Origin of the sequence: Achromobacter mucicolens, from assembly GCF_902859725.1 — a bacterium.
In the GTDB taxonomy this organism is placed as follows: domain Bacteria; phylum Pseudomonadota; class Gammaproteobacteria; order Burkholderiales; family Burkholderiaceae_B; genus Achromobacter; species Achromobacter mucicolens.
Genome location: NZ_CADIJP010000004.1, coordinates 17,216 through 35,039 on the forward strand (window position 1 = coordinate 17,216; position 17,824 = coordinate 35,039).

Sequence of the window (17,824 nt, forward strand, 5' to 3'; positions counted from 1 at the left end):
AAAAAAGCCGGCATCTGCCGGCTTGGTTGACTTAGCGCGCCATACCGATCTGCAGCACTGACGGGTCGCGCTGCATATACCGATTAACGATCTGGCTCAGAATCGGGTTGCCCGCGTTCTCCGCCTTCGGCGCCGTCAGGCTGACCACGGCCGCGCACAGCTTGCCCGCCTGAACGGTGTGCCCCTTCACATCGGCCTGCACCGTCGCCGCCATGGCCTTTTTCCAGGCCGCGCCAACCCCATCGACCGCCTGCTGTGCAACGCCGCAATCCGAGTAGGACAGCGAAAGCACCACCGCAGGCACGTCCTTGACCTGCACGTCCGCAATGATGCCGCCGAAATAAGGCGGAATGCCTTCATTGCTGGATGCCGCAGCCGCTTGAAGCTTCTGCTTCGCACCCTCCAAGTCGGCCGGCGATGACATCAACACCTTTGCCGGATCCACCCCCTGCAAGCCAAAGACCGGCGAGATGACAGCCGCCTGCACGATCCGCCCGCCCTCCGAAGGCACCGCCTCCTTCAGGCCGGCAATTGAAGCCGCCACGATCTCGCTGTCCGCAGCGGAAGGCTTGGGCTGAGACAACGCCTTCATTCCCGAGGGCGCCGCTGCCTGCACCAACGCCGCATCCAGCGGCAACACAAACGTCGGCATACCCATCGTGCCCCGCCATGGTTGCTGTCCGGTGGCATTGGTCAGATCGGGTTTATTGGGCTCGCCGTTTGCCATCAGGCCGGCCACATCGCCGTCCACAGGCTTGAAGTCCGCCTGCTTCAGACGATCGGCAAACTTGTCCGCCGATTGTTTGTCCTTCAGCCCCCAGTAGGTGACATTGCTGGGCGAATGGCCGAAGCCTGCGAAATAGGACAAATCATTGAGAGGTATATGCGCGCTGTCGGACCATTTATCCAGACCGTAGCCAATGGATTGCAGCGGCGTGATCGCCTGCGCGATAGACAACCGGCGCATCGCATCGGCGGTGGGCCCATCTTTTTCAAGGCCGCGCCACGCCTGCACATCAAGGAAGGATATCTGCATCGCTTCAGGGGCACTCAACACCACCTGCGGTACTTGCTTCAAGGCCTGTTGCAAGGTTTGAGTGCTGTCCTGTGCTGCCATCGACGTACCGCAAACAGTCATCAAGCCAAGAGCAAGGGCCTTTAAGCGCATCCGATATCTCCTGTGGGGTGGTGCTCAACTAAGCTCGGGGAGTATATCAATGGTCGGTCACCAATAAAAAATCATACGTTGGCACAGCCCTGCAAGGGACGGTTTACTTCTCTAGAAACCGAGCACAAGCCGAATTCCTGCATCTATCGGTGAAAAGCGTTGTCGCGAATCTGCTACCAACGCCGGAATAGATCAAGATAAAAAACAGATCCTGCCCGTTAATGATCGTTACCCATTGTAGTATTTAGGTTCGCGGCGGCGTTGCGGCCGCCCCTTACGTGCAGATGGACCACCGGCATGGGTTTGGTTCATGTTTCCGAAACAGAGCGCGCTTGATGCGAGCCATATCATCCTGAGCCAACACCGTTATGTCAGTAATTGATGGAACCACCGCAGACATCCATACGAAGTTGCTGCAAAGCCGCCAAGAATTATTAGACATTGGGCTGCGCAATAATCTGATCAGCGCCAGAAAAACAAGCAAAACAATTACTGTTCAGTCGGCAGTGGCAGAGTCCCTACTAGTTGCTCTGGTGGATAACCAAAAGTCACTCACGTTCCGAGCAATTGGATCCAGCCGAAACAGCGCCCAAGACGCCGCAGATTCTCAAGCAAAGACGAAGGCGGAAACGCCTGCTCGGCGTGCCTGCTCCCGCGACGAGGCTACCGACAGCAATGTTGAACGTCTAGAGGCGAAGCCGTCCGGCAGCTCCCCCGCACTTGAAGACGCACAACCCTTCCCGAACCACCAAACCAAAACCGTTGGTCAGCGCGCTCACGAGCTGCAAGTGGCCAGCACCGAAGATTCGCTTTCTCTTCAACTCTTGAAAATCCGCGCTGACGCGCAGGCGTTCGTCGAAGAACAAGGCGCAAATCTTCTGTTCCTTGCTATCGGATTTCTTCATTGGTACGAGAGCGATTCTTCCAAAGATCCGAGGCGCGCGCCCCTGGTCCTGGTACCGTGCAACTTAGTGCGTAAGTCTGCCCAAGAGACGTTCCACCTAGAGCCTACCGGTGATGACATTCAAGTGAATATGTCACTAGCCGCCAAGCTCCGCACGGATTTCGGCATCACCTTGCCAACACCCGATGCCGAGGCCGAATCGGATGCCGCTGCATGGCTGGAGTATTTCGGAGCCGTAGAGCGCGCTGTTACCCGTCAGCCGCGCTGGCGCGTGTGCGCAAACGAAGTGATGCTCGGGTTCTTTTCTTTCGGCAAATTTCTCATGTACAAGGACCTGGATCCCGAAACATGGCCTAAAGAAAAGCAACCAAGCGACCACCCCGTGGTTCGCCGCCTGATCGGCGAGGGATTTGCAGGAGAATCCGCGGCGTATCACGAGGACGTGCACATTGACGAGGTGATTACCCCAGGTGAAGTGCATTTCGTCAAGGATGCGGACAGCAGTCAAACTCAGGCTATTCTCGAGGTGCGTGCGGGGCGCAATCTTGTGATTCAAGGTCCGCCCGGGACAGGAAAATCTCAGACTATCACCAACCTCATCGCCGAACTCGTTGGACAAGACAAGACAGTATTGTTCGTCGCTGAGAAGATGGCGGCCCTTGAGGTGGTAAAGCGCAGACTAGACGAATGCCATCTTGGCGATGCCGTACTTGAGCTGCACAGCCACCGTGCCACCAAAACCGCCGTACTTCGTGATCTGGCCAACGCACTGGAACAAGGGCGGCCCGTCGTGGAGAGCGGTGAGCGCGAAATGCAGCAGTTGCGAAAGGTCCAAACTGAGCTGAACGCTTACTGTGAAGCAGTGGCAGCGCCTGTGGGCAAAACAAAAATGCCATTTTCTGTAGTGCTGGGGCGGCTGCTGTCACTGAAGCGGCAGTTTCCCGACCTGACGGCGCTAGCGATGCCTGCCATGGCCAAGTGGCAGGAGAAAGATCATATCGACGCCCGAGAGCTCGTAGACAGCATGGCACTGGTGCTGGGCGCACTGGGTCGTCCAACAGCTAGCGCATTGTGGGGGAGCCAGCACACAGTCTTCACACCAATCGAAGAGAGCCGAGCGAGCGAAGCGCTGACCCGGGGCGGCGCGGCGCTCCAGTCATTGCTGCAATCTTCGAACGACCTATCTCAACGACTGCAGCTTACCGAGCCGGCGAGCCTGCATGATATCGACGTCGTCTGCAGAGCCGCGAGGCGCGCAGCCGAGGCACCCAAGCTTTCTGGTATCCGCCTGTCGACAGGAGACTGGCAAGCGCGCCGCGACGCATTAAAAGCGTTGACCGATGCTGGATCCGGAATGAGCTCGGCACGGCTGCACTGGTCCACGAGTTTGATAGATGCGGCTGAGAACGAGGATCTGCTTTCCACCCGTCAAAGCCTCGCCCGATATGGGAGCAAGTGGTGGCGATCCTTCGCGGGCGAATGGCGTGCGGCAAAGAAAAAAATGCAGGGCCTTGCGAAATCCGACTTGCCCAGCGATCCTCAGCATCTAGTTGAGCTGGCGGATAGCGTGCTCGCGTATCAACAGCATAAGAGGACGTACGTTTCTCACGCGGCTCTAGGAGAAGCGCTATTCGGCGCGCAATGGCAATTCGAAAAGTCTGATTGGGACGTGCTCGACCGAATTTCGCGTTGGGTGATTACCTTGCACGATGAGGTTGGCAAGGGCGACATGCCTCAGGGCATCGTAGACTTCTTGTCGGGACATCAAGATGCAAGTGGTCTTGGAGAATTGGCAGCTTCCACTGAAGCCAACGTTAGTGCTCTCAAAACCGCTGTGGAGGCCGCAACCACTTCGCTGGCACTGAAGCCAATCCCCTGGACCGAACACCCTCTGCAGGAGCTCGGTGAGCGCCTTAACACGTGGCTTAAGCAGTTGCCTCAACTTCACCAGATGGCGAGATTCAACACCCTGACCGGGCGATTCAATGCGGCAGGGCTGGAGCCTATCCGGGATGTTGCCCAGAATTGCGACCAACCCGACACTCTGCGTCCGCTGCTGGATATCAGTTGGTACGACTTTCTGGTGCAAAAGGCCTATACCGATCACCCGGAGTTAGCGGGGTTTGATCGCCTGGAACATGAGCACAGAATTCAACGCTTCAAGAGCCTAGACCTCGCGTCGATTGAACATGCGCAGACCAAACTCGCTACGGACATTTGGAGACGAAAACCTCAGATAAATCAGCCTGGTGAAATGGCCGTACTGAGAGGAGAGATCAATAAAAAGCGGAAACATCTGCCAATTCGCCAATTGATCGACCGTGCGGGACGCGCGATCCAGCAGTTAAAGCCTGTGTTCATGATGAGCCCGATGTCAATTGCCAACTTCCTGCCTCCGGCCAAAGTGGCCTTCGATGTAGTGATCTTCGACGAGGCGTCGCAGGTCAAAGCGGTGGACGCACTGGGCGCGATTTTGCGCGGCCGGCAAGTCATCGTGGTCGGCGACACGCGGCAGATGCCGCCCACCGATTTCTTCAGTCGAGACGCTGAGCAGGAAGAAGACACGGAAACTGCCGACATCGAGAGCATTCTCAGTCTGTTTAAGGCCAAAGGCTGCAACGAACGGTACCTGCGCTGGCATTACCGCAGCCGCCACGAGTCACTAATCGCAGTATCCAATGTCGAGTTTTACGACAGCAGGCTGGTCGTGTTTCCCGCCGCTGGTCAAAACCGATATGCAACGGGTATTGCCTTCAGACACAACCCCAATGCGCTATATGATCGCGGCAAGACTCGTAGCAATTCCGGCGAGGCTCAAGCAGTCGCAAACGCAGTTCTTGAGCACGCCCGCATTACCCCACATCTTTCGTTGGGCGTTGCAGCCTTCAGCGTCGCGCAGCGCGATCGTATCGAAGAAGAGCTGGAGCGTCTGCGCAAGGCGCATCCTGAAACCGAGGAATTTTTCGCTTCGCATCCCAATGAACCATTCTTCGTAAAAAATTTGGAGAATATTCAGGGTGACGAACGAGACGTCATGTTTATTAGCATCGGTTATGGCCGCAATGAATCCGGTCGCATCGCGAAGGAGTTCGGACCGCTGAATCGAGACGGTGGACATCGTCGACTTAATGTACTTATTACGCGTGCCAAAATGGCCATGACTGTGTTTAGCAACTTCCGTGCTGACGAGCTCGAACTCGACGCAGGCGCCAAACATGGCGTGCGCGCATTGAAGAATTTGCTCAAGTACGCCGAAACTCGTGAACTGGAATGCAGCGTAGAAACCGGGAAAGCGACGGATTCCCCCTTTGAAGATCAGGTTATGCGCGCCCTGCAGGAACGGGGCTACAGTGTCGAACCCCAGGTTGGCACCGCCGGTTACTTCATCGACCTTGCTGTGCGCGACCCTGAGCTTCCCGGGCGCTATTTGCTAGCAATTGAGTGCGATGGCGCGGCTTATCACAGCGCGAAATCAGCTCGAGACCGAGATCGCCTTCGCCAAGGAGTCCTCGAGGGCCTGGGATGGCGCTTCCATCGTATTTGGAGTACGGACTGGTTCCGAAATGCAGGGCACGAGACGGACCGCGTCATAGACGCAATCAAAGCGGCACAAGAATCGTTTCAAGCAGCGGCTGAATCTACCCAATTGTCTAAGGCCTCGTCGCCCGAGCGGACTGAAGCGTCTGCAAGGATTGAACTCGATCGAGAAGCTGCTGACCTGTCAGAAGAGAGCCTCCGCGCCACTCGGTACGTCTCGATCGAACTGCCTGTGCAAAAAAACGGCAGCGACATCGCCTCCGCGCCGCTGCACACCCTTCGTGAATTGGTATCGGCCGTTGTTGATGGCGAGGCGCCTGTAAGCATAGAAATCATCGGTCGTCGGCTCATGGCTGCATTCGGCGTCAGCAGGGCCGGGGCTAGAGTTGTTGCCCGCATCAAGGAAGCGGTGGATGCCTCGATGAACGAGCATGCTTACGTGCTACAGGACGAAGGATTCATCATCCGGCCCGAGCAGTTGGATGGAAGTGCCCCGATTACGGTCCGAGATAGATCATCATTGCCGACAGCTGAGCGGAAGATTGAACTGATTGCTCCTGAGGAAATTCGAACTGCGTTGGTTCAGACGACATTGCTTGCGTTTTCGATATCGTCCACACAGCTGATCGCTGAAGTGGCTCGGCAGCTAGGATTTAACCGCGCAAGTGCGAATATCTCGGCCCGGATCGAAGCACAGTTAGGTGTGCTTTTGGCAACTCAGACGCTAAGCCCCATCGACGACGGACGAATAGCCATTGCACAACCGGGATGAGCGCGGAGTGCTTTTTTCCAGGCCCGACTTTCGCGCGACGATCAATAACATATGGGTAGCGCTAGGCCTTCGTTCATGCACTCAAGCATCAAGGGTTAACGCAGGATGCTATAGAAAAAAGGCGCCGGAAGCGCCTTTTTTGCCCTCGCGAAACCCGCTATCGCAGGATCACTCCCACTCTATTGTAAACAAGACATTTTTATCTTTTATATTCAATGGCTTATTTTCCTGCTAATTGGTAATACCATGAAAAATACCATGCTCAGAAAAGGCTCAACAATATTTTGAAAAATTGCCTACTGAGCGCTGCCGCACAGCTCCATAGGCCGCTTTCCTGGCTTTGCTTCCAGATGTATGCTCTTCTGCTCCTGCAGCTAATGGATCACCGCAAACAGGTTACTCGCCTGGGGATTCCCTTTCGACCCGAGCATCCGTATGAGACTCATGCTCGATTATTATTATTATAGAAGCCCCCATGAATAAATCGCTCATCATTTTCGGCATCGTCAACATAACCTCGGACAGTTTCTCCGATGGAGGCCGGTATCTGGCGCCAGACGCAGCCATTGCGCAGGCGCGTAAGCTGATGGCCGAGGGGGCAGATGTGATCGACCTCGGTCCGGCATCCAGCAATCCCGACGCCGCGCCTGTTTCGTCCGACACAGAAATCGCGCGTATCGCGCCGGTGCTGGACGCGCTCAAGGCAGATGGCATTCCCGTCTCGCTCGACAGTTATCAACCCGCGACGCAAGCCTATGCCTTGTCGCGTGGTGTGGCCTATCTCAATGATATTCGCGGTTTTCCAGACGCTGCGTTCTATCCGCAATTGGCGAAATCATCTGCCAAACTCGTCGTTATGCATTCGGTGCAAGACGGGCAGGCAGATCGGCGCGAGGCACCCGCTGGCGACATCATGGATCACATTGCGGCGTTCTTTGACGCGCGCATCGCGGCGCTGACGGGTGCCGGTATCAAACGCAACCGCCTTGTCCTTGATCCCGGCATGGGGTTTTTTCTGGGGGCTGCTCCCGAAACCTCGCTCTCGGTGCTGGCGCGGTTCGATGAATTGCGGCTGCGCTTCGATTTGCCGGTGCTTCTGTCTGTTTCGCGCAAATCCTTTCTGCGCGCGCTCACAGGCCGTGGTCCGGGGGATGTCGGGGCCGCGACACTCGCTGCAGAGCTTGCCGCCGCCGCAGGTGGAGCTGACTTCATCCGCACACACGAGCCGCGCCCCTTGCGCGACGGGCTGGCGGTATTGGCGGCGCTGAAAGAAACCGCAAGAATTCGTTAACTGCACATTCGGGATATTTCTCTATATTCGCGGTTCAGCAGGCATGTCCCCTTTGAGGGCGACCCGACGACAGGATAATCGACCTTATGGTGCGCAAATATTTCGGCACAGACGGTATTCGTGGCAAAGCCAACGAAGGCGCGATGACGGCGGAAACCGCCTTGCGCGTCGGCATGGCGGCTGGCCGTGTCTTTCGTCGCGGTGACCACCGCCATCGTGTCGTGATCGGCAAGGATACGCGCCTGTCGGGCTATATGCTTGAACCCGCGCTCACAGCCGGTTTCACCTCGATGGGCATGGACGTATTCCTTTTTGGCCCGCTGCCGACAACGTATAGGAAGAATAAACGCCCTTTTCACCCAAGTCCAACAGCTTTGGACCGCAGTTGACTCTTTCGACACCCCTGCGATGCAACCCAATCCGGCTGACGGGGAGCCAGCAACGCTGAAAATTTACCCTCCTCTTTCCCACTAGCGGCTCCTTTTCCGACAACCAGCACGGCGGATCCCTGCCGCGGCGCTGTGAACGCAGCATTTTGATTGGTATCGTTGGCCTTCAGGCTCGTCAGTCAAACAGACCCAGGAGCAGCTCAGCCGGTGGCGCCCGGCTTTCGGGTAACGCCCTGGTCCCGCTGGTTTCGGCTTTGTGCTTCAGGTGATCAAGGATCTGCTTGATCACTATAGGGTCTTCAATGCAGGCGATGACTTTCATGGCGCCGCCGCAGCCGCTGCAGGTCTCGATGTCGATATTGAAAACACGCTTGAGCCGTTGCGCCCATGTCATCGACGCTCGCCGTTGTGCTGGTGTTGCCGGTTCATCAGCCACCCTGACCTTGTTGCCCCTGCCCCGTTTTGCCGGCGTGACCAACGCCCGGTGCCGACTGTTGGGTGCGAACACCCCGTGGAAGCGGGTTAGGTTGACTCTGGGCTTCGGTACCAGGGCGGCCAGCCTTGCAATGAAATCCAATGGTTCGAAAATGACGTGCGTGGTGCCGTCCCGGTACGGCGTCTTGAGCTGGTAGCGCACGTTGCCGCCTCGTGTTAACGACAGCCGCTTCTCGGATACCGCCGGGCGGCTGATGTACCGGCACAGCCGTTCGAGCTTCTTGCGTTCATCGGCCCTGGCCGCCACGCCGGCGTGCAGGCTGGACCCGGCTACCTTGCCAATCCCGTCACCGAACGGATCACCACTGGTCGGCAGAGTTTGCAAAGTGAACACCTTTCGCCCCGCCTGTGAACCGACAGCGATACGGTAAGTGATCGAGTGCCCCAGCAGGGGTGTCATCGGGTCGTCATCCACCGCATCCGAGGCCAGATAGCTGTTTTCGACATCCCGTTCCAGCAGGCCTTGCCGTTCCAGATAGCGACCCACCCGGTGGGCGATGGTGTGCGTCAGCTGGGTGAGCTCTGGGCTGGTCGGCGCCTTGACCCAGCGGAAACGCGCTGAGCCGTGGGATTGCTCGACATACACACCGTCGAGAAACAGCATGTGGAAGTGAACATTCAGATTGAGCGCCGATCCAAAACGCTGGATCAGGGTGACCGCGCCCGTCTTGGCCACTTGGTGGGTATGGCCCGCTTTCTTGACCAGGTGCGTGGCAATGACGCGGTAAACGATGCCCAGCACCCACCCCATGATCTCGGGCCGGCTGGCAAACAGGAAACGCAGCTGAAACGGGAAGCTCAACACCCACTGACGCATGGGTTGTTCAGGCAGTACTTCATCAACCAGCAAGGCGGCACTTTCGGCCATCCGCCGCGCCCCACAGCTCGGGCAGAAACCGCGACGCTTACAGCTGAAAGCGACCAGGTGCTCGGCGTGGCAAGACTCGCAGCGAACCCGTAGAAAGCCATGCTCCAGCCGCCCGCATTGGAGAAATTCTTCAAATTCCCGTTGCACATAGCCCGGCAATTCCTTTCCCTGCTCTGCCATAAGCGCAGCGAATGCCGGGTAATACTCGTCAACGATCTGATAGAGAAGGGTTTGCTCGGGTCGGTGGCTCTGGTAACGACCAGTATCCCGATCCCGGCTGGCCGTCCTGGCCGCCACATGAGGCATGTTCCGCGTCCTTGCAATACTGTGTTTACATACAGTCTATCGCTTAGCGGAAAGTTCTTTTACCCTCAGCCGAAATGCCTGCCGTTGCTAGACATTGCCAGCCAGTGCCCGTCACTCCCACTCGATTGTAAACAAGCACACAAAACCCTTTAGTGACAACAATTTGCAAGAACTATCAGGCTCAGTGCCATGAAAAATACCATGACCAGATCATGAGGTTGAACACGGCTTGCGCCGGCAGCGTTCACGCTCCTGGTCGGCGATCTCGCCCGGCTGCAATGCTAGCTCAGCATCGGTCATGCGCTCCAGCACGTCGCGTAGGCGGATGGTGCAAGGAATGGGCGGCAGCTCGAACTCATAGCCGCCGGCGATCATTTCGGCCGCAATCTCCTCGGTGATGAAAAACGGCTCGTCGTCTTGGTTCGGCTTCTTCATGCCCTTTCCTCCTGGCGCTCATCCTGGCCGACAGCGGCCAGGGCATCGGCTTCCGTCAATGCGTCCTCCACGAACGCGCCGTGCTGCTTCGCTTCGGCCTGGCTGACCTCGGCCCATATCCGTTTCACCTGGGCCGCACTGTACCCGGCCAGCTCGGCGGTCTTGTTGATGCTGTAGCCGGACTTGCGCAGCGCGACAACTTGGGCGCGGCGCTTCGGATCAGCACGGCGGCCCTTGTACCGCCCGGCCTGGCGGGCCAACTCAATGCCTTGGCGCTGGCGTTCGCGCCTGTCCTCGTAGTCGTCGCGGGCCATCTGCAAGGCCAGGCGAAAAAGCATGATCTGCACGGCTTCCAGCACGATCTTGGCGACGCCCTGGGCCTCGGCCGCCAGGTCGGATAGATCGACCACGCCAGGGACGGCCAGGCGTGCGCCTTTGGCCTGTATCGAGGCCACCAGGCGCTCGGCCTCGGGCAAAGGTAGGCGGCTGATGCGGTCGATCTTCTCGGCAATGACCACCTCGCCGGGCTGTAGGTCGCCGATCATGCGCAGCAGCTCAGGCCGGTCGGCGCGTGCGCCGGATGCCTTCTCACGGTAGATGCCGGCGACGTAGTAGCCGGCGGCCTTCGCGGCCGTAGTGATCGCCTCTTGGCGTTCCAAGTCCTGCGCGTCGGTGCTGACGCGCAGATAGACCCGCGCCACCATCGGCGCGGCTACTGGCTTCGTCCTGCGCATACTTGCGGGCTCCTTTGGGCATACTCAAATGCACCCATCTTAAACTGGCAGGCCAATTTATCACATATCGATCTAAATGCGCCTAGCTCATTTTTACAGCTTAAATGAGCTATTGAGCACACTCCATATTTCGACTATTATTGAAACATGGAAACGATAAATGCTGTAGCCGCCCTGGCGGCCATCGCTCAAGAATCGCGCCTCGCGGTGTTCCGGCTTCTCGTCCAGGCCGGCCCCGCCGGCATGGCCGCCGGAAAAATCAGCGAAGCGGCCGGCATCCCGCCGTCTTCGCTATCCTTCCACCTGAAAGAGCTGGCACACGCCGGCATGGTCACGTCGCGGCAAGAAGGCCGATTTGTGATCTACGAGGCGAACTTTTCGACGGCCACTAACCTGGTGGCCTTTCTCACGGAAAACTGCTGCGGCGGCCAGGTGTGCAACCTGTCTTGCACCACGGAAGCCGGGAAGGTGTTGGCATGAGACTTCGCCATCTTTCCGACCCCGATTCTTTGCCCGCTTTGGACAAATCCTTTGCCATCGAGCGCCCGGCGCTCGGGCTGGCACCCGACGCCCCGCCGGTGCGTATCCTGCTGCTGTATGGCTCGCTGCGCGCCCGCTCGTTCTCACGGCTGGCCGTCGAGGAAGCGGCCCGGCTGCTGCAATTCTTTGGCGCAGAAACACGCATCTTCGACCCGTCCGATTTGCCGTTGCCCGATCAAGTGCAAAGCGACGATCACCCGGCCGTCAAGGAGCTGCGCGCCCTGTCCGAGTGGTCAGAGGGACAAGTCTGGTGCAGCCCGGAACGCCACGGTCAGATTACCAGTGTCATGAAGGCGCAGATTGACCATCTGCCGCTTGAAATGGCCGGCATCCGGCCGACCCAAGGCCGCACCCTGGCCGTGATGCAGGTATCCGGCGGCTCGCAGAGCTTCAACGCCGTGAACACCTTGCGTCTGCTCGGCCGCTGGATGCGAATGTTCACCATTCCGAACCAGTCGAGTATCGCCAAAGCGTTCCAAGAGTTCGACGCGGCGGGCCGCATGAAGCCCTCGCCGTACTACGACCGAATAGCCGATGTGATGGAAGAACTGGTGCGCTTCACGGCGCTGGTACGGCCGCACCGTGAAGCACTGACAGACCGCTATTCCGAACGGAAAGCGGCCGGCCACGTCATCGACGAGGCCACCGATCTTTCATCCATCGCCATTGCTCCCCAGCCACTACCAGAAAGCGAAACATCATGACCGAAAGAATCTATAACGTCCTCATCCTCTGCACCGGCAATTCGGCGCGCAGCATCATGGCCGAAGCTCTCATCAACACGATGGGGCAAGGGCGCTTCCGCGCCTACAGCGCCGGCAGTCACCCAACCGGCAAGGTCAATCCCTTCGCCGTCGAAAAGGTGGAGTCGGTGAATTACCCGACCGAGAATCTGCGCAGCAAGAGCTGGGACGAGTACGCCACGCCCGACGCACCGAAGATGGACTTCATCATCACCGTCTGCGACAACGCCGCCGGCGAAATGTGTCCGGTGTGGCCTGGTCAGCCGATCTCGGCGCATTGGGGATTTGAAGACCCGGCCGCCGTCGAAGGCACTGACGCCGAGAAGCGCCGGGCCTTCGAACAAACCTTCCGGCACATGATGAACCGCGTCCGCCTGTTCGTGAATCTGCCTCTCAAAATGCTTGACCAGACGGCCATCAAGCGCGAGCTGGCGAACATCGGCAAGACCGAGCAGGAAGCATGAGCGCCGGCGCACAGGCCATCGCCGCGAAGCCGCGCCAGGCCCCGATGAGCGGCTTCGAGCGTTACCTGACGCTGTGGGTGGCCCTGTGCATCGTCGCCGGTGTTGCGCTCGGCCAGGGCCTTCCTGACGTGTTCCAGGCCATAGGCCGCATGGAAGTGGCCCAGGTCAATTTGCCGGTGGGCCTGCTGATTTGGGTAATGATCGTCCCGATGCTGGTCAAGATCGACTTCGGGGCGCTGCACCAGGTCAAAGAGCATTGGCGCGGCATCGGCGTCACGCTGTTCGTGAATTGGGCCGTCAAGCCATTCTCGATGGCCCTGCTGGGGTGGCTGTTCATCCGACAAGTGTTCGCTCCGTTCCTGCCGGCCGATCAACTGGACAGCTACATCGCGGGCTTGATCTTGCTGGCCGCCGCGCCCTGCACGGCAATGGTGTTCGTGTGGAGCCGCCTTACCAACGGCGACCCGCTTTTCACGCTCTCGCAAGTGGCTCTGAACGACGCCATCATGATCGTGGCCTTCGCGCCCATCGTCGGCCTGCTGCTGGGCATGTCCTCGATCTCGGTGCCTTGGGACACGCTGCTGATTTCGGTCGTGCTCTACATCATCGTGCCGGTGATCCTGGCGCAGCTCTTGCGGCGGCATCTGCTCAAGCAAGGACAGGCCGCCTTTGAACGGGCCATGCAGAAGATCGGGCCGTGGTCGATGGCCGCGCTGCTGCTGACGTTGGTTCTACTGTTCGCCTTCCAGGGCGAGGCCATCATCCGGCAGCCGTTAGTGATCGCCATGCTAGCCGTGCCGATCTTGATTCAAGTGTTCTTCAATTCCGGGTTAGCCTACTGGCTGAACAAGCGGGCGGGGGAAAAGCACTCTGTCGCCTGTCCTTCGGCCCTGATCGGTGCCAGCAACTTCTTCGAGCTGGCCGTGGCGGCCGCCATCAGCTTGTTCGGTCTGCACTCCGGCGCTGCATTGGCAACCGTGGTCGGCGTCCTGGTCGAAGTGCCGGTGATGCTGCTGGTCGTGCGCGTGGTGAATCGCTCGAAGAGCTGGTACGAACGAGGTTGAACATGAGTAGGAAAAAACTGAGGAAATGATTGCAGATTGCCGCGCCGGCCGCTTCCTGGCGCATTCGATCACTGACCTGGAACACCTAGTATCCATGCTTGCTGAGGTCGCCCGATGACAGACCCAAAGAACCTAGAGAACAGGCTGCATGAGAAGGCCGACCCGGCCCGCGCCGTTTCCACTGGTCGGGTGCGCTACACACTGGCCGAACTACTGGCCGACGCGGAAGCATCCGGGGCTTACCCGCTGCCGCCGGAGGAACGCGAATGGATGGATGCGCCGTCTGTGGGTCGGGAATGGCCAAACAGTGAAGATTGAAAAAGGCGGCCAGTTCGAGTGGCCGCCCTTTCGTCATTAGCTGCACGCTTGGCGCAAGGCGTTCATTGCTTCTTGAAAATCAGCCTGTGTCGCCCGGCCCGTTTCAGCTTGGTAGTACACCACCATAAAAGCATTAGCGACGGCTTCGGCCAATGGCCCAAGGCTCCGCGCTTCCGCTTGGTTGATGTACTCCAAAGAAGAAAGAATAGCCGCTGCTTGATGCACTGCTTGCCCTGGTTCGATAATATGTTGTGTTGTCATAATTCACCTCTCCAGTAGGTGTTGATTGAAAGTGCCGGGCTGGTTGTGGCCAGCCCGGTGCGCCTACAGGTACAGCCCCGCCGCCTCCGCGAATGCTGACCGCTCATTCCTGCCGCCATTAACCTCAATACTTATCGGCTTAGTTTCGCTCTCTCTCATAGGGTCTGGCCGTGATACAAAAGCGGCTGTTTCTGTCTCTGCATCGACCTCGGTCGATTGATCACCCAGCGGCGAAATAAATACCTGGCTGACTTCTTCCCTTGGCGCTTCATCCAGGGCCGCCAATGCGGCCATGTATGTTGATGTCGTCATCGTGCTAACTCCTGACTTCGTTACTATCTGGGCCAGAATCGGCGCCCAAGCTATTGCCCTCGAACTGGCCAGATTGGCTTGCTTCTTTCGGCTCCATGCTTTCGCGTATCGAAGCAGCCAGTTTTCCGCCTGTGGTTTCGCTCACTCGCTCCTGGAATCCCTGCTTCACTTGAGAGCCGACACCCTTGGCTAACTCGGAGGCCGTGCCTGTGGCCAGCTTCGCGGCCTTGGCAAAGCCGCCACCGCTTGAGCTACTGCCGCTGTCACCAAAGCCAGCCGCTTGGGCGAATGGGCTACTGCCAGCAGTACCCGCTTCACCACCACCGTTTCCGCCACTGCTGACAACTGACCCCATGCTGGACATGTCACCGCCGGTTTCCATACTCGCTGATGCTTTCTGAAAAGCCGCTTGGAGTGCACTTGCACCTCCGGCTGCACCGGCTGCGGCACCCATAACCGCTTTACCTGCCAGGGCAGCGCCGCCAGTTGCCATACTGGCCGCCGTCACCGCCGCCCCAACTGCCGCACCCGCACCGAAGTTTCCAATTCCACCGGCTGCGCCAATACCACCACCAGACACAAGACCAGAAATCATCGGCGGAACTTTGTTGACCAAGAAAAGCAAGATGACCGATATAACCAACATCACGGCCAGTTCCTGGGATGCCATGTTCTCGCTGATTTGCGTGTAGTAGTGATTGATGAACTCTTTGCCAATCGCAACCAGAAGCACCATTGCCATAAGCTGTGCGGCCAGGCCCAGCACGGTCTTGTAGTAATTGATCGCCATGTCGGAAGTCCAACGACTTCCACCAAAGCCAAGGAAGAACACACCGGCATACAACAGAATCCAGGCTGATGCGAGCAACAGCAACAGGTTGACCGCAATCAACGCCAGGACAAACAAAACAGCCAGGGCCATTAGCTCCATGACCAGAGCAGTTGCCATCTGCCGCCATCCCAGCTCCGAGGTGGCCTGTACTGTGCGGTTGTATAACTCGAAACCAAGATCAAGGATGCTGGAGGGCCCAAGATTGCTATTGGAAAGTCCCCCCGCCTGCGCGCCCAGAGTTTGCAATGACTGAACAATCGTACCGGCGATATTCATGCCCTGGTTCGCATTCGTCAGCAACCACCAGAAAAAGCCGGTGAAGATCGTGAAGCGAACGAACTCCGCGAAGAACTCGCCAATGTCGGCCTTGCGCAAAGCCATCATGCCGAATGTCCAGACCATCGAAATCACAACCAGCGTCCAGAACAAACGCGATGCAGCGGACTCAATAGCTGGCCCCCATGTTGCGGCAGCATCATGAAAACGCTTGAGCACATCATTCATAACACCGCTGCTACTTAGCTCCTGCGCCATTGCAGGTTCAGCCAGCACCATTGTGGCGACCATCATCAAGCCACCTAGAGCAATTTTCTTTCTCATGGCGACCACCTCAATAATCATCTTTAGGGCTGGGCTTGAACTCCCACTGACGCATCTGCTTGGCCTTCTGGAATGCTCTGCATTCCTCGGTAAAGGCCTCTCGGTTCGCTTCGCTGCGCATTTCATTCAGTGCTGCCTGGAACGCATCGGGGGCACACGTCGCCGCATTTGGTTCGGGCATCCTTTCCTGTTCACATCCAGCCAACAACAGCAACGTAGCCGCGGTAGTAAAAAAGATTTTTTTCATCTCACCGCCTCCCTAGTAGTTGTCTGCCGGACTCGGGCGAAACGTCCAGGTACGCATTTGCTCGGCCCTGGCATCACCTCGCGCCTCGGCATCGAGTTCTGCTGCAATCCGGGCTGCCTCCGCGTTGTGTTGGGCGGTCAACATGGTGCGAATCTGCAAGAGCTGATTGGCCTGCTGGCTGGCGAGCTGGTTGGCGTAGCCGATGGCCTGTAGCTGGCCAGTTGCACCCTGGGCCGCGCCTTGCAGCCGCTCCAGGGTACGGGCGTCATCCTTCAAAGCCTTTTGCTGGTCGGCAACGGTCTGGAACAGGGCATCGTTGGCCTTCTTTTGCGACTCTGACGCCAGGCGGCGGTTCTCTTCCATCGCTGCCTTTTCGGCCGGCGTGCATCCGCCGCTGCCGTTGAAGCATGGCGAGCTGCGGTAATAGGCCACGTCCTGAAACTTGGCCAGGTAACGATCCAGGCTGCCTAGCTGGTTCTCGTAATAGGCCAGCGTGTTTTGCGCGGCAATCAGCCGGTTGATCGTAGTCTGCGCCTGATCCCAGATATACGCGGCTGGGGCCATCGTGTTCTGGAGCTGATTTTCGTACTGCTGCAACTGGGTCTGGTACTGCTCAATCTGCTTGAGCGTCTGCGCCACCGACTCGATGGCCGTCATGATGTTCTGGGCCAGGTTGCCGCCGTCGATGACGGGGATACCAGCTTGCACAGGGGCGGTGGTAGTGGTGATAAAGCCGGTTGCGAGTGCAACGGCTAGAGCGGTTTTTTTAGCCGCTAAAATTTTGGACTTCATGGTCGTACTCCGTCGATGAAAAGAAGGCATTGCCTTGACCAAGCGTTGTGCTTGTTCTCGGCAACGTTTCATCGAAGAGCTACGCCACTAGCTGATCGGTATTGCCCTTGGCGCTGAGGCCCGGACTTACAAACGTAAAACTACTCTGTTTTTTTATCGCTTTCGGACAAGCCAACTTCCCGGCCAATCTCTTCAAGCTCTAGCGGCTGTACTGCCGCCGTCAGTATTTCGCGTATTTCCGCGTCGGTGCTCCTATCGTTGAGCGCTGCTCGAACTTTCAACGCACGGTGCACCTCGGCGGGTAAATTCCTGATAAGCACATTTGCCATATCAATACCCTTTTGGTGTACCCGACAACCATGCTATCAAAGATATTAAAAATAGCAAGACCTATACTCTTGCAACCGGCGGTAGCCGATCAGCCCCGCAGGGCAGGATTCCCGTTGAGTGCCCCCGGCGCGAATAAGGGACAGTGAAGATAGATAACCGGCTTGCCGGTTAGCTAACTTCACCCATCCTGCCCGCATTTCACCCACTATTGAAAATCTAGCGCATATCGAACGTAAAGCGTTTTATCGTCAAACAAACACCGATTCTTGGCAACATAACCGTAATCGTCACCAAATCGGCCTGCAATCGACATAGTCGCTTCAAAATCGCTGCTCAATCGGCTTTAAATCGGAACCTAAAATGCCAACAATCGACACAAACCATTCGCCCCGATGGGGCGAGTTGGACGCCAAAAAAGAAGG

The 17,824-nt window shown here is 57.8% G+C and carries 16 protein-coding genes and 1 pseudogene; 7 read left to right on the forward strand and 10 right to left on the reverse strand.

Annotation, left to right across the window (positions count from 1 at the left end; all coding sequences use genetic code 11):
* Nucleotides 1-31: 31 nt before the first annotated feature.
* Nucleotides 32-1,168: a hypothetical protein gene (locus HV786_RS05375; protein WP_252870122.1), complete on the reverse strand. Its 1,137-nt coding sequence runs from the start codon at nucleotides 1,166-1,168 to the stop codon at nucleotides 32-34.
* A gap of 368 nt (nucleotides 1,169-1,536) precedes the next feature.
* Here HV786_RS05375 and HV786_RS05380 point away from each other — a divergent pair, with 368 nt between their 5' ends.
* The 3 genes and pseudogenes from HV786_RS05380 to glmM all read left to right on the forward strand — a co-directional run.
* Nucleotides 1,537-6,381 (forward strand): DUF3320 domain-containing protein, encoded by a 4,845-nt coding sequence (locus HV786_RS05380; protein WP_128828257.1) that lies wholly within the window; start codon nucleotides 1,537-1,539, stop codon nucleotides 6,379-6,381.
* A 475-nt stretch (nucleotides 6,382-6,856) separates the two neighbouring features.
* Complete coding sequence (gene sul2, locus HV786_RS05385; protein ID WP_001043260.1) at nucleotides 6,857-7,672, forward strand: sulfonamide-resistant dihydropteroate synthase Sul2; 816 nt, start codon at nucleotides 6,857-6,859, stop codon at nucleotides 7,670-7,672.
* Between the two features lie 86 nt (nucleotides 7,673-7,758).
* A pseudogene (gene glmM / locus HV786_RS05390) lies at nucleotides 7,759-8,001 on the forward strand (phosphoglucosamine mutase); the annotation flags it as partial.
* A gap of 235 nt (nucleotides 8,002-8,236) precedes the next feature.
* Here the strand turns inward: glmM and HV786_RS05400 are convergent.
* From HV786_RS05400 to HV786_RS05410, 3 genes are all read right to left on the reverse strand, one after another.
* Nucleotides 8,237-9,730 (reverse strand): IS91-like element ISCR2 family transposase, encoded by a 1,494-nt coding sequence (locus HV786_RS05400; protein WP_001120888.1) that lies wholly within the window; start codon nucleotides 9,728-9,730, stop codon nucleotides 8,237-8,239.
* Between the two features lie 210 nt (nucleotides 9,731-9,940).
* Complete coding sequence (locus HV786_RS05405) at nucleotides 9,941-10,165, reverse strand: hypothetical protein (protein WP_000743213.1); 225 nt, start codon at nucleotides 10,163-10,165, stop codon at nucleotides 9,941-9,943.
* On the reverse strand, nucleotides 10,162-10,899 hold the full coding sequence (locus HV786_RS05410) for a recombinase family protein (RefSeq protein WP_001366550.1): 738 nt from the start codon (nucleotides 10,897-10,899) through the stop codon (nucleotides 10,162-10,164). The genes HV786_RS05405 and HV786_RS05410 overlap by 4 nt, the downstream gene beginning before the upstream one ends.
* Before the next feature lie 147 nt (nucleotides 10,900-11,046).
* On the opposite strand from HV786_RS05410, the gene HV786_RS05415 reads away from it, so the two are divergent.
* From HV786_RS05415 to arsB, 4 genes are read left to right on the forward strand one after another with little or no spacing between them, the layout of a single operon-like run.
* The gene (locus HV786_RS05415) at nucleotides 11,047-11,379 is read left to right on the forward strand and encodes an ArsR/SmtB family transcription factor (RefSeq protein ID WP_000447876.1); all 333 of its coding nucleotides are present in this window, start codon (nucleotides 11,047-11,049) and stop codon (nucleotides 11,377-11,379) included.
* Nucleotides 11,376-12,143, forward strand: coding sequence for an arsenical resistance protein ArsH (gene arsH / locus HV786_RS05420; protein ID WP_001239389.1), 768 nt, complete (start codon nucleotides 11,376-11,378; stop codon nucleotides 12,141-12,143). The genes HV786_RS05415 and arsH overlap by 4 nt, the downstream gene beginning before the upstream one ends.
* On the forward strand, nucleotides 12,140-12,646 hold the full coding sequence (locus HV786_RS05425) for an arsenate reductase ArsC (RefSeq protein WP_000140066.1): 507 nt from the start codon (nucleotides 12,140-12,142) through the stop codon (nucleotides 12,644-12,646). Before arsH ends, HV786_RS05425 begins: the two co-directional genes overlap by 4 nt.
* A complete protein-coding gene (arsB, locus tag HV786_RS05430) occupies nucleotides 12,643-13,710 on the forward strand; it encodes an ACR3 family arsenite efflux transporter (RefSeq protein ID WP_001272375.1) in 1,068 nt (355 codons plus the stop codon). Before HV786_RS05425 ends, arsB begins: the two co-directional genes overlap by 4 nt.
* A gap of 354 nt (nucleotides 13,711-14,064) precedes the next feature.
* Here arsB and HV786_RS05440 read toward each other — a convergent pair whose 3' ends face one another.
* The 6 genes from HV786_RS05440 to HV786_RS05465 form a co-directional block, all read right to left on the reverse strand.
* A complete protein-coding gene (locus HV786_RS05440) occupies nucleotides 14,065-14,289 on the reverse strand; it encodes a type I toxin-antitoxin system ptaRNA1 family toxin (RefSeq protein ID WP_000211355.1) in 225 nt (74 codons plus the stop codon).
* 63 nt (nucleotides 14,290-14,352) lie between these two features.
* Nucleotides 14,353-14,601, reverse strand: a complete 249-nt coding sequence (locus HV786_RS05445) for a hypothetical protein (protein WP_000213809.1) — start codon at nucleotides 14,599-14,601, stop codon at nucleotides 14,353-14,355.
* A 4-nt stretch (nucleotides 14,602-14,605) separates the two neighbouring features.
* Nucleotides 14,606-16,033, reverse strand: coding sequence for a P-type conjugative transfer protein TrbL (gene trbL, locus HV786_RS05450; RefSeq protein ID WP_001405816.1), 1,428 nt, complete (start codon nucleotides 16,031-16,033; stop codon nucleotides 14,606-14,608).
* A gap of 10 nt (nucleotides 16,034-16,043) precedes the next feature.
* Nucleotides 16,044-16,280, reverse strand: coding sequence for an entry exclusion lipoprotein TrbK (gene trbK / locus HV786_RS05455; RefSeq protein WP_000718002.1), 237 nt, complete (start codon nucleotides 16,278-16,280; stop codon nucleotides 16,044-16,046).
* Nucleotides 16,281-16,292: 12 nt separating this feature from the next.
* Complete coding sequence (trbJ, locus tag HV786_RS05460) at nucleotides 16,293-17,072, reverse strand: P-type conjugative transfer protein TrbJ (protein WP_000836966.1); 780 nt, start codon at nucleotides 17,070-17,072, stop codon at nucleotides 16,293-16,295.
* A gap of 140 nt (nucleotides 17,073-17,212) precedes the next feature.
* Entirely contained in the window at nucleotides 17,213-17,401 is a 189-nt protein-coding gene (locus HV786_RS05465; protein WP_000024442.1) for a FitA-like ribbon-helix-helix domain-containing protein, read from the reverse strand.
* Nucleotides 17,402-17,824 lie beyond the last annotated feature (423 nt).

Excerpts from the sequence above, each read along its gene's own strand:
- HV786_RS05410 (WP_001366550.1), bottom strand. The coding sequence starts at position 10,899 with ATGCGCAGGACGAAGCCAGTAGCCGCGCCGATGGTGGCGCGGGTCTAT.
- HV786_RS05445 (WP_000213809.1), bottom strand. The coding sequence starts at position 14,601 with ATGACGACATCAACATACATGGCCGCATTGGCGGCCCTGGATGAAGCG.
- arsB (WP_001272375.1), top strand. The coding sequence starts at position 12,643 with ATGAGCGCCGGCGCACAGGCCATCGCCGCGAAGCCGCGCCAGGCCCCG.
- HV786_RS05415 (WP_000447876.1), top strand. The coding sequence starts at position 11,047 with ATGGAAACGATAAATGCTGTAGCCGCCCTGGCGGCCATCGCTCAAGAA.
- HV786_RS05425 (WP_000140066.1), top strand. The coding sequence starts at position 12,140 with ATGACCGAAAGAATCTATAACGTCCTCATCCTCTGCACCGGCAATTCG.
- trbJ (WP_000836966.1), bottom strand. The coding sequence starts at position 17,072 with ATGAAGTCCAAAATTTTAGCGGCTAAAAAAACCGCTCTAGCCGTTGCA.
- trbL (WP_001405816.1), bottom strand. The coding sequence starts at position 16,033 with ATGAGAAAGAAAATTGCTCTAGGTGGCTTGATGATGGTCGCCACAATG.
- HV786_RS05375 (WP_252870122.1), bottom strand. The coding sequence starts at position 1,168 with ATGCGCTTAAAGGCCCTTGCTCTTGGCTTGATGACTGTTTGCGGTACG.
- HV786_RS05400 (WP_001120888.1), bottom strand. The coding sequence starts at position 9,730 with ATGCCTCATGTGGCGGCCAGGACGGCCAGCCGGGATCGGGATACTGGT.
- trbK (WP_000718002.1), bottom strand. The coding sequence starts at position 16,280 with ATGAAAAAAATCTTTTTTACTACCGCGGCTACGTTGCTGTTGTTGGCT.
- sul2 (WP_001043260.1), top strand. The coding sequence starts at position 6,857 with ATGAATAAATCGCTCATCATTTTCGGCATCGTCAACATAACCTCGGAC.
- arsH (WP_001239389.1), top strand. The coding sequence starts at position 11,376 with ATGAGACTTCGCCATCTTTCCGACCCCGATTCTTTGCCCGCTTTGGAC.
- HV786_RS05465 (WP_000024442.1), bottom strand. The coding sequence starts at position 17,401 with ATGGCAAATGTGCTTATCAGGAATTTACCCGCCGAGGTGCACCGTGCG.
- HV786_RS05380 (WP_128828257.1), top strand. The coding sequence starts at position 1,537 with ATGTCAGTAATTGATGGAACCACCGCAGACATCCATACGAAGTTGCTG.
- HV786_RS05405 (WP_000743213.1), bottom strand. The coding sequence starts at position 10,165 with ATGAAGAAGCCGAACCAAGACGACGAGCCGTTTTTCATCACCGAGGAG.
- HV786_RS05440 (WP_000211355.1), bottom strand. The coding sequence starts at position 14,289 with ATGACAACACAACATATTATCGAACCAGGGCAAGCAGTGCATCAAGCA.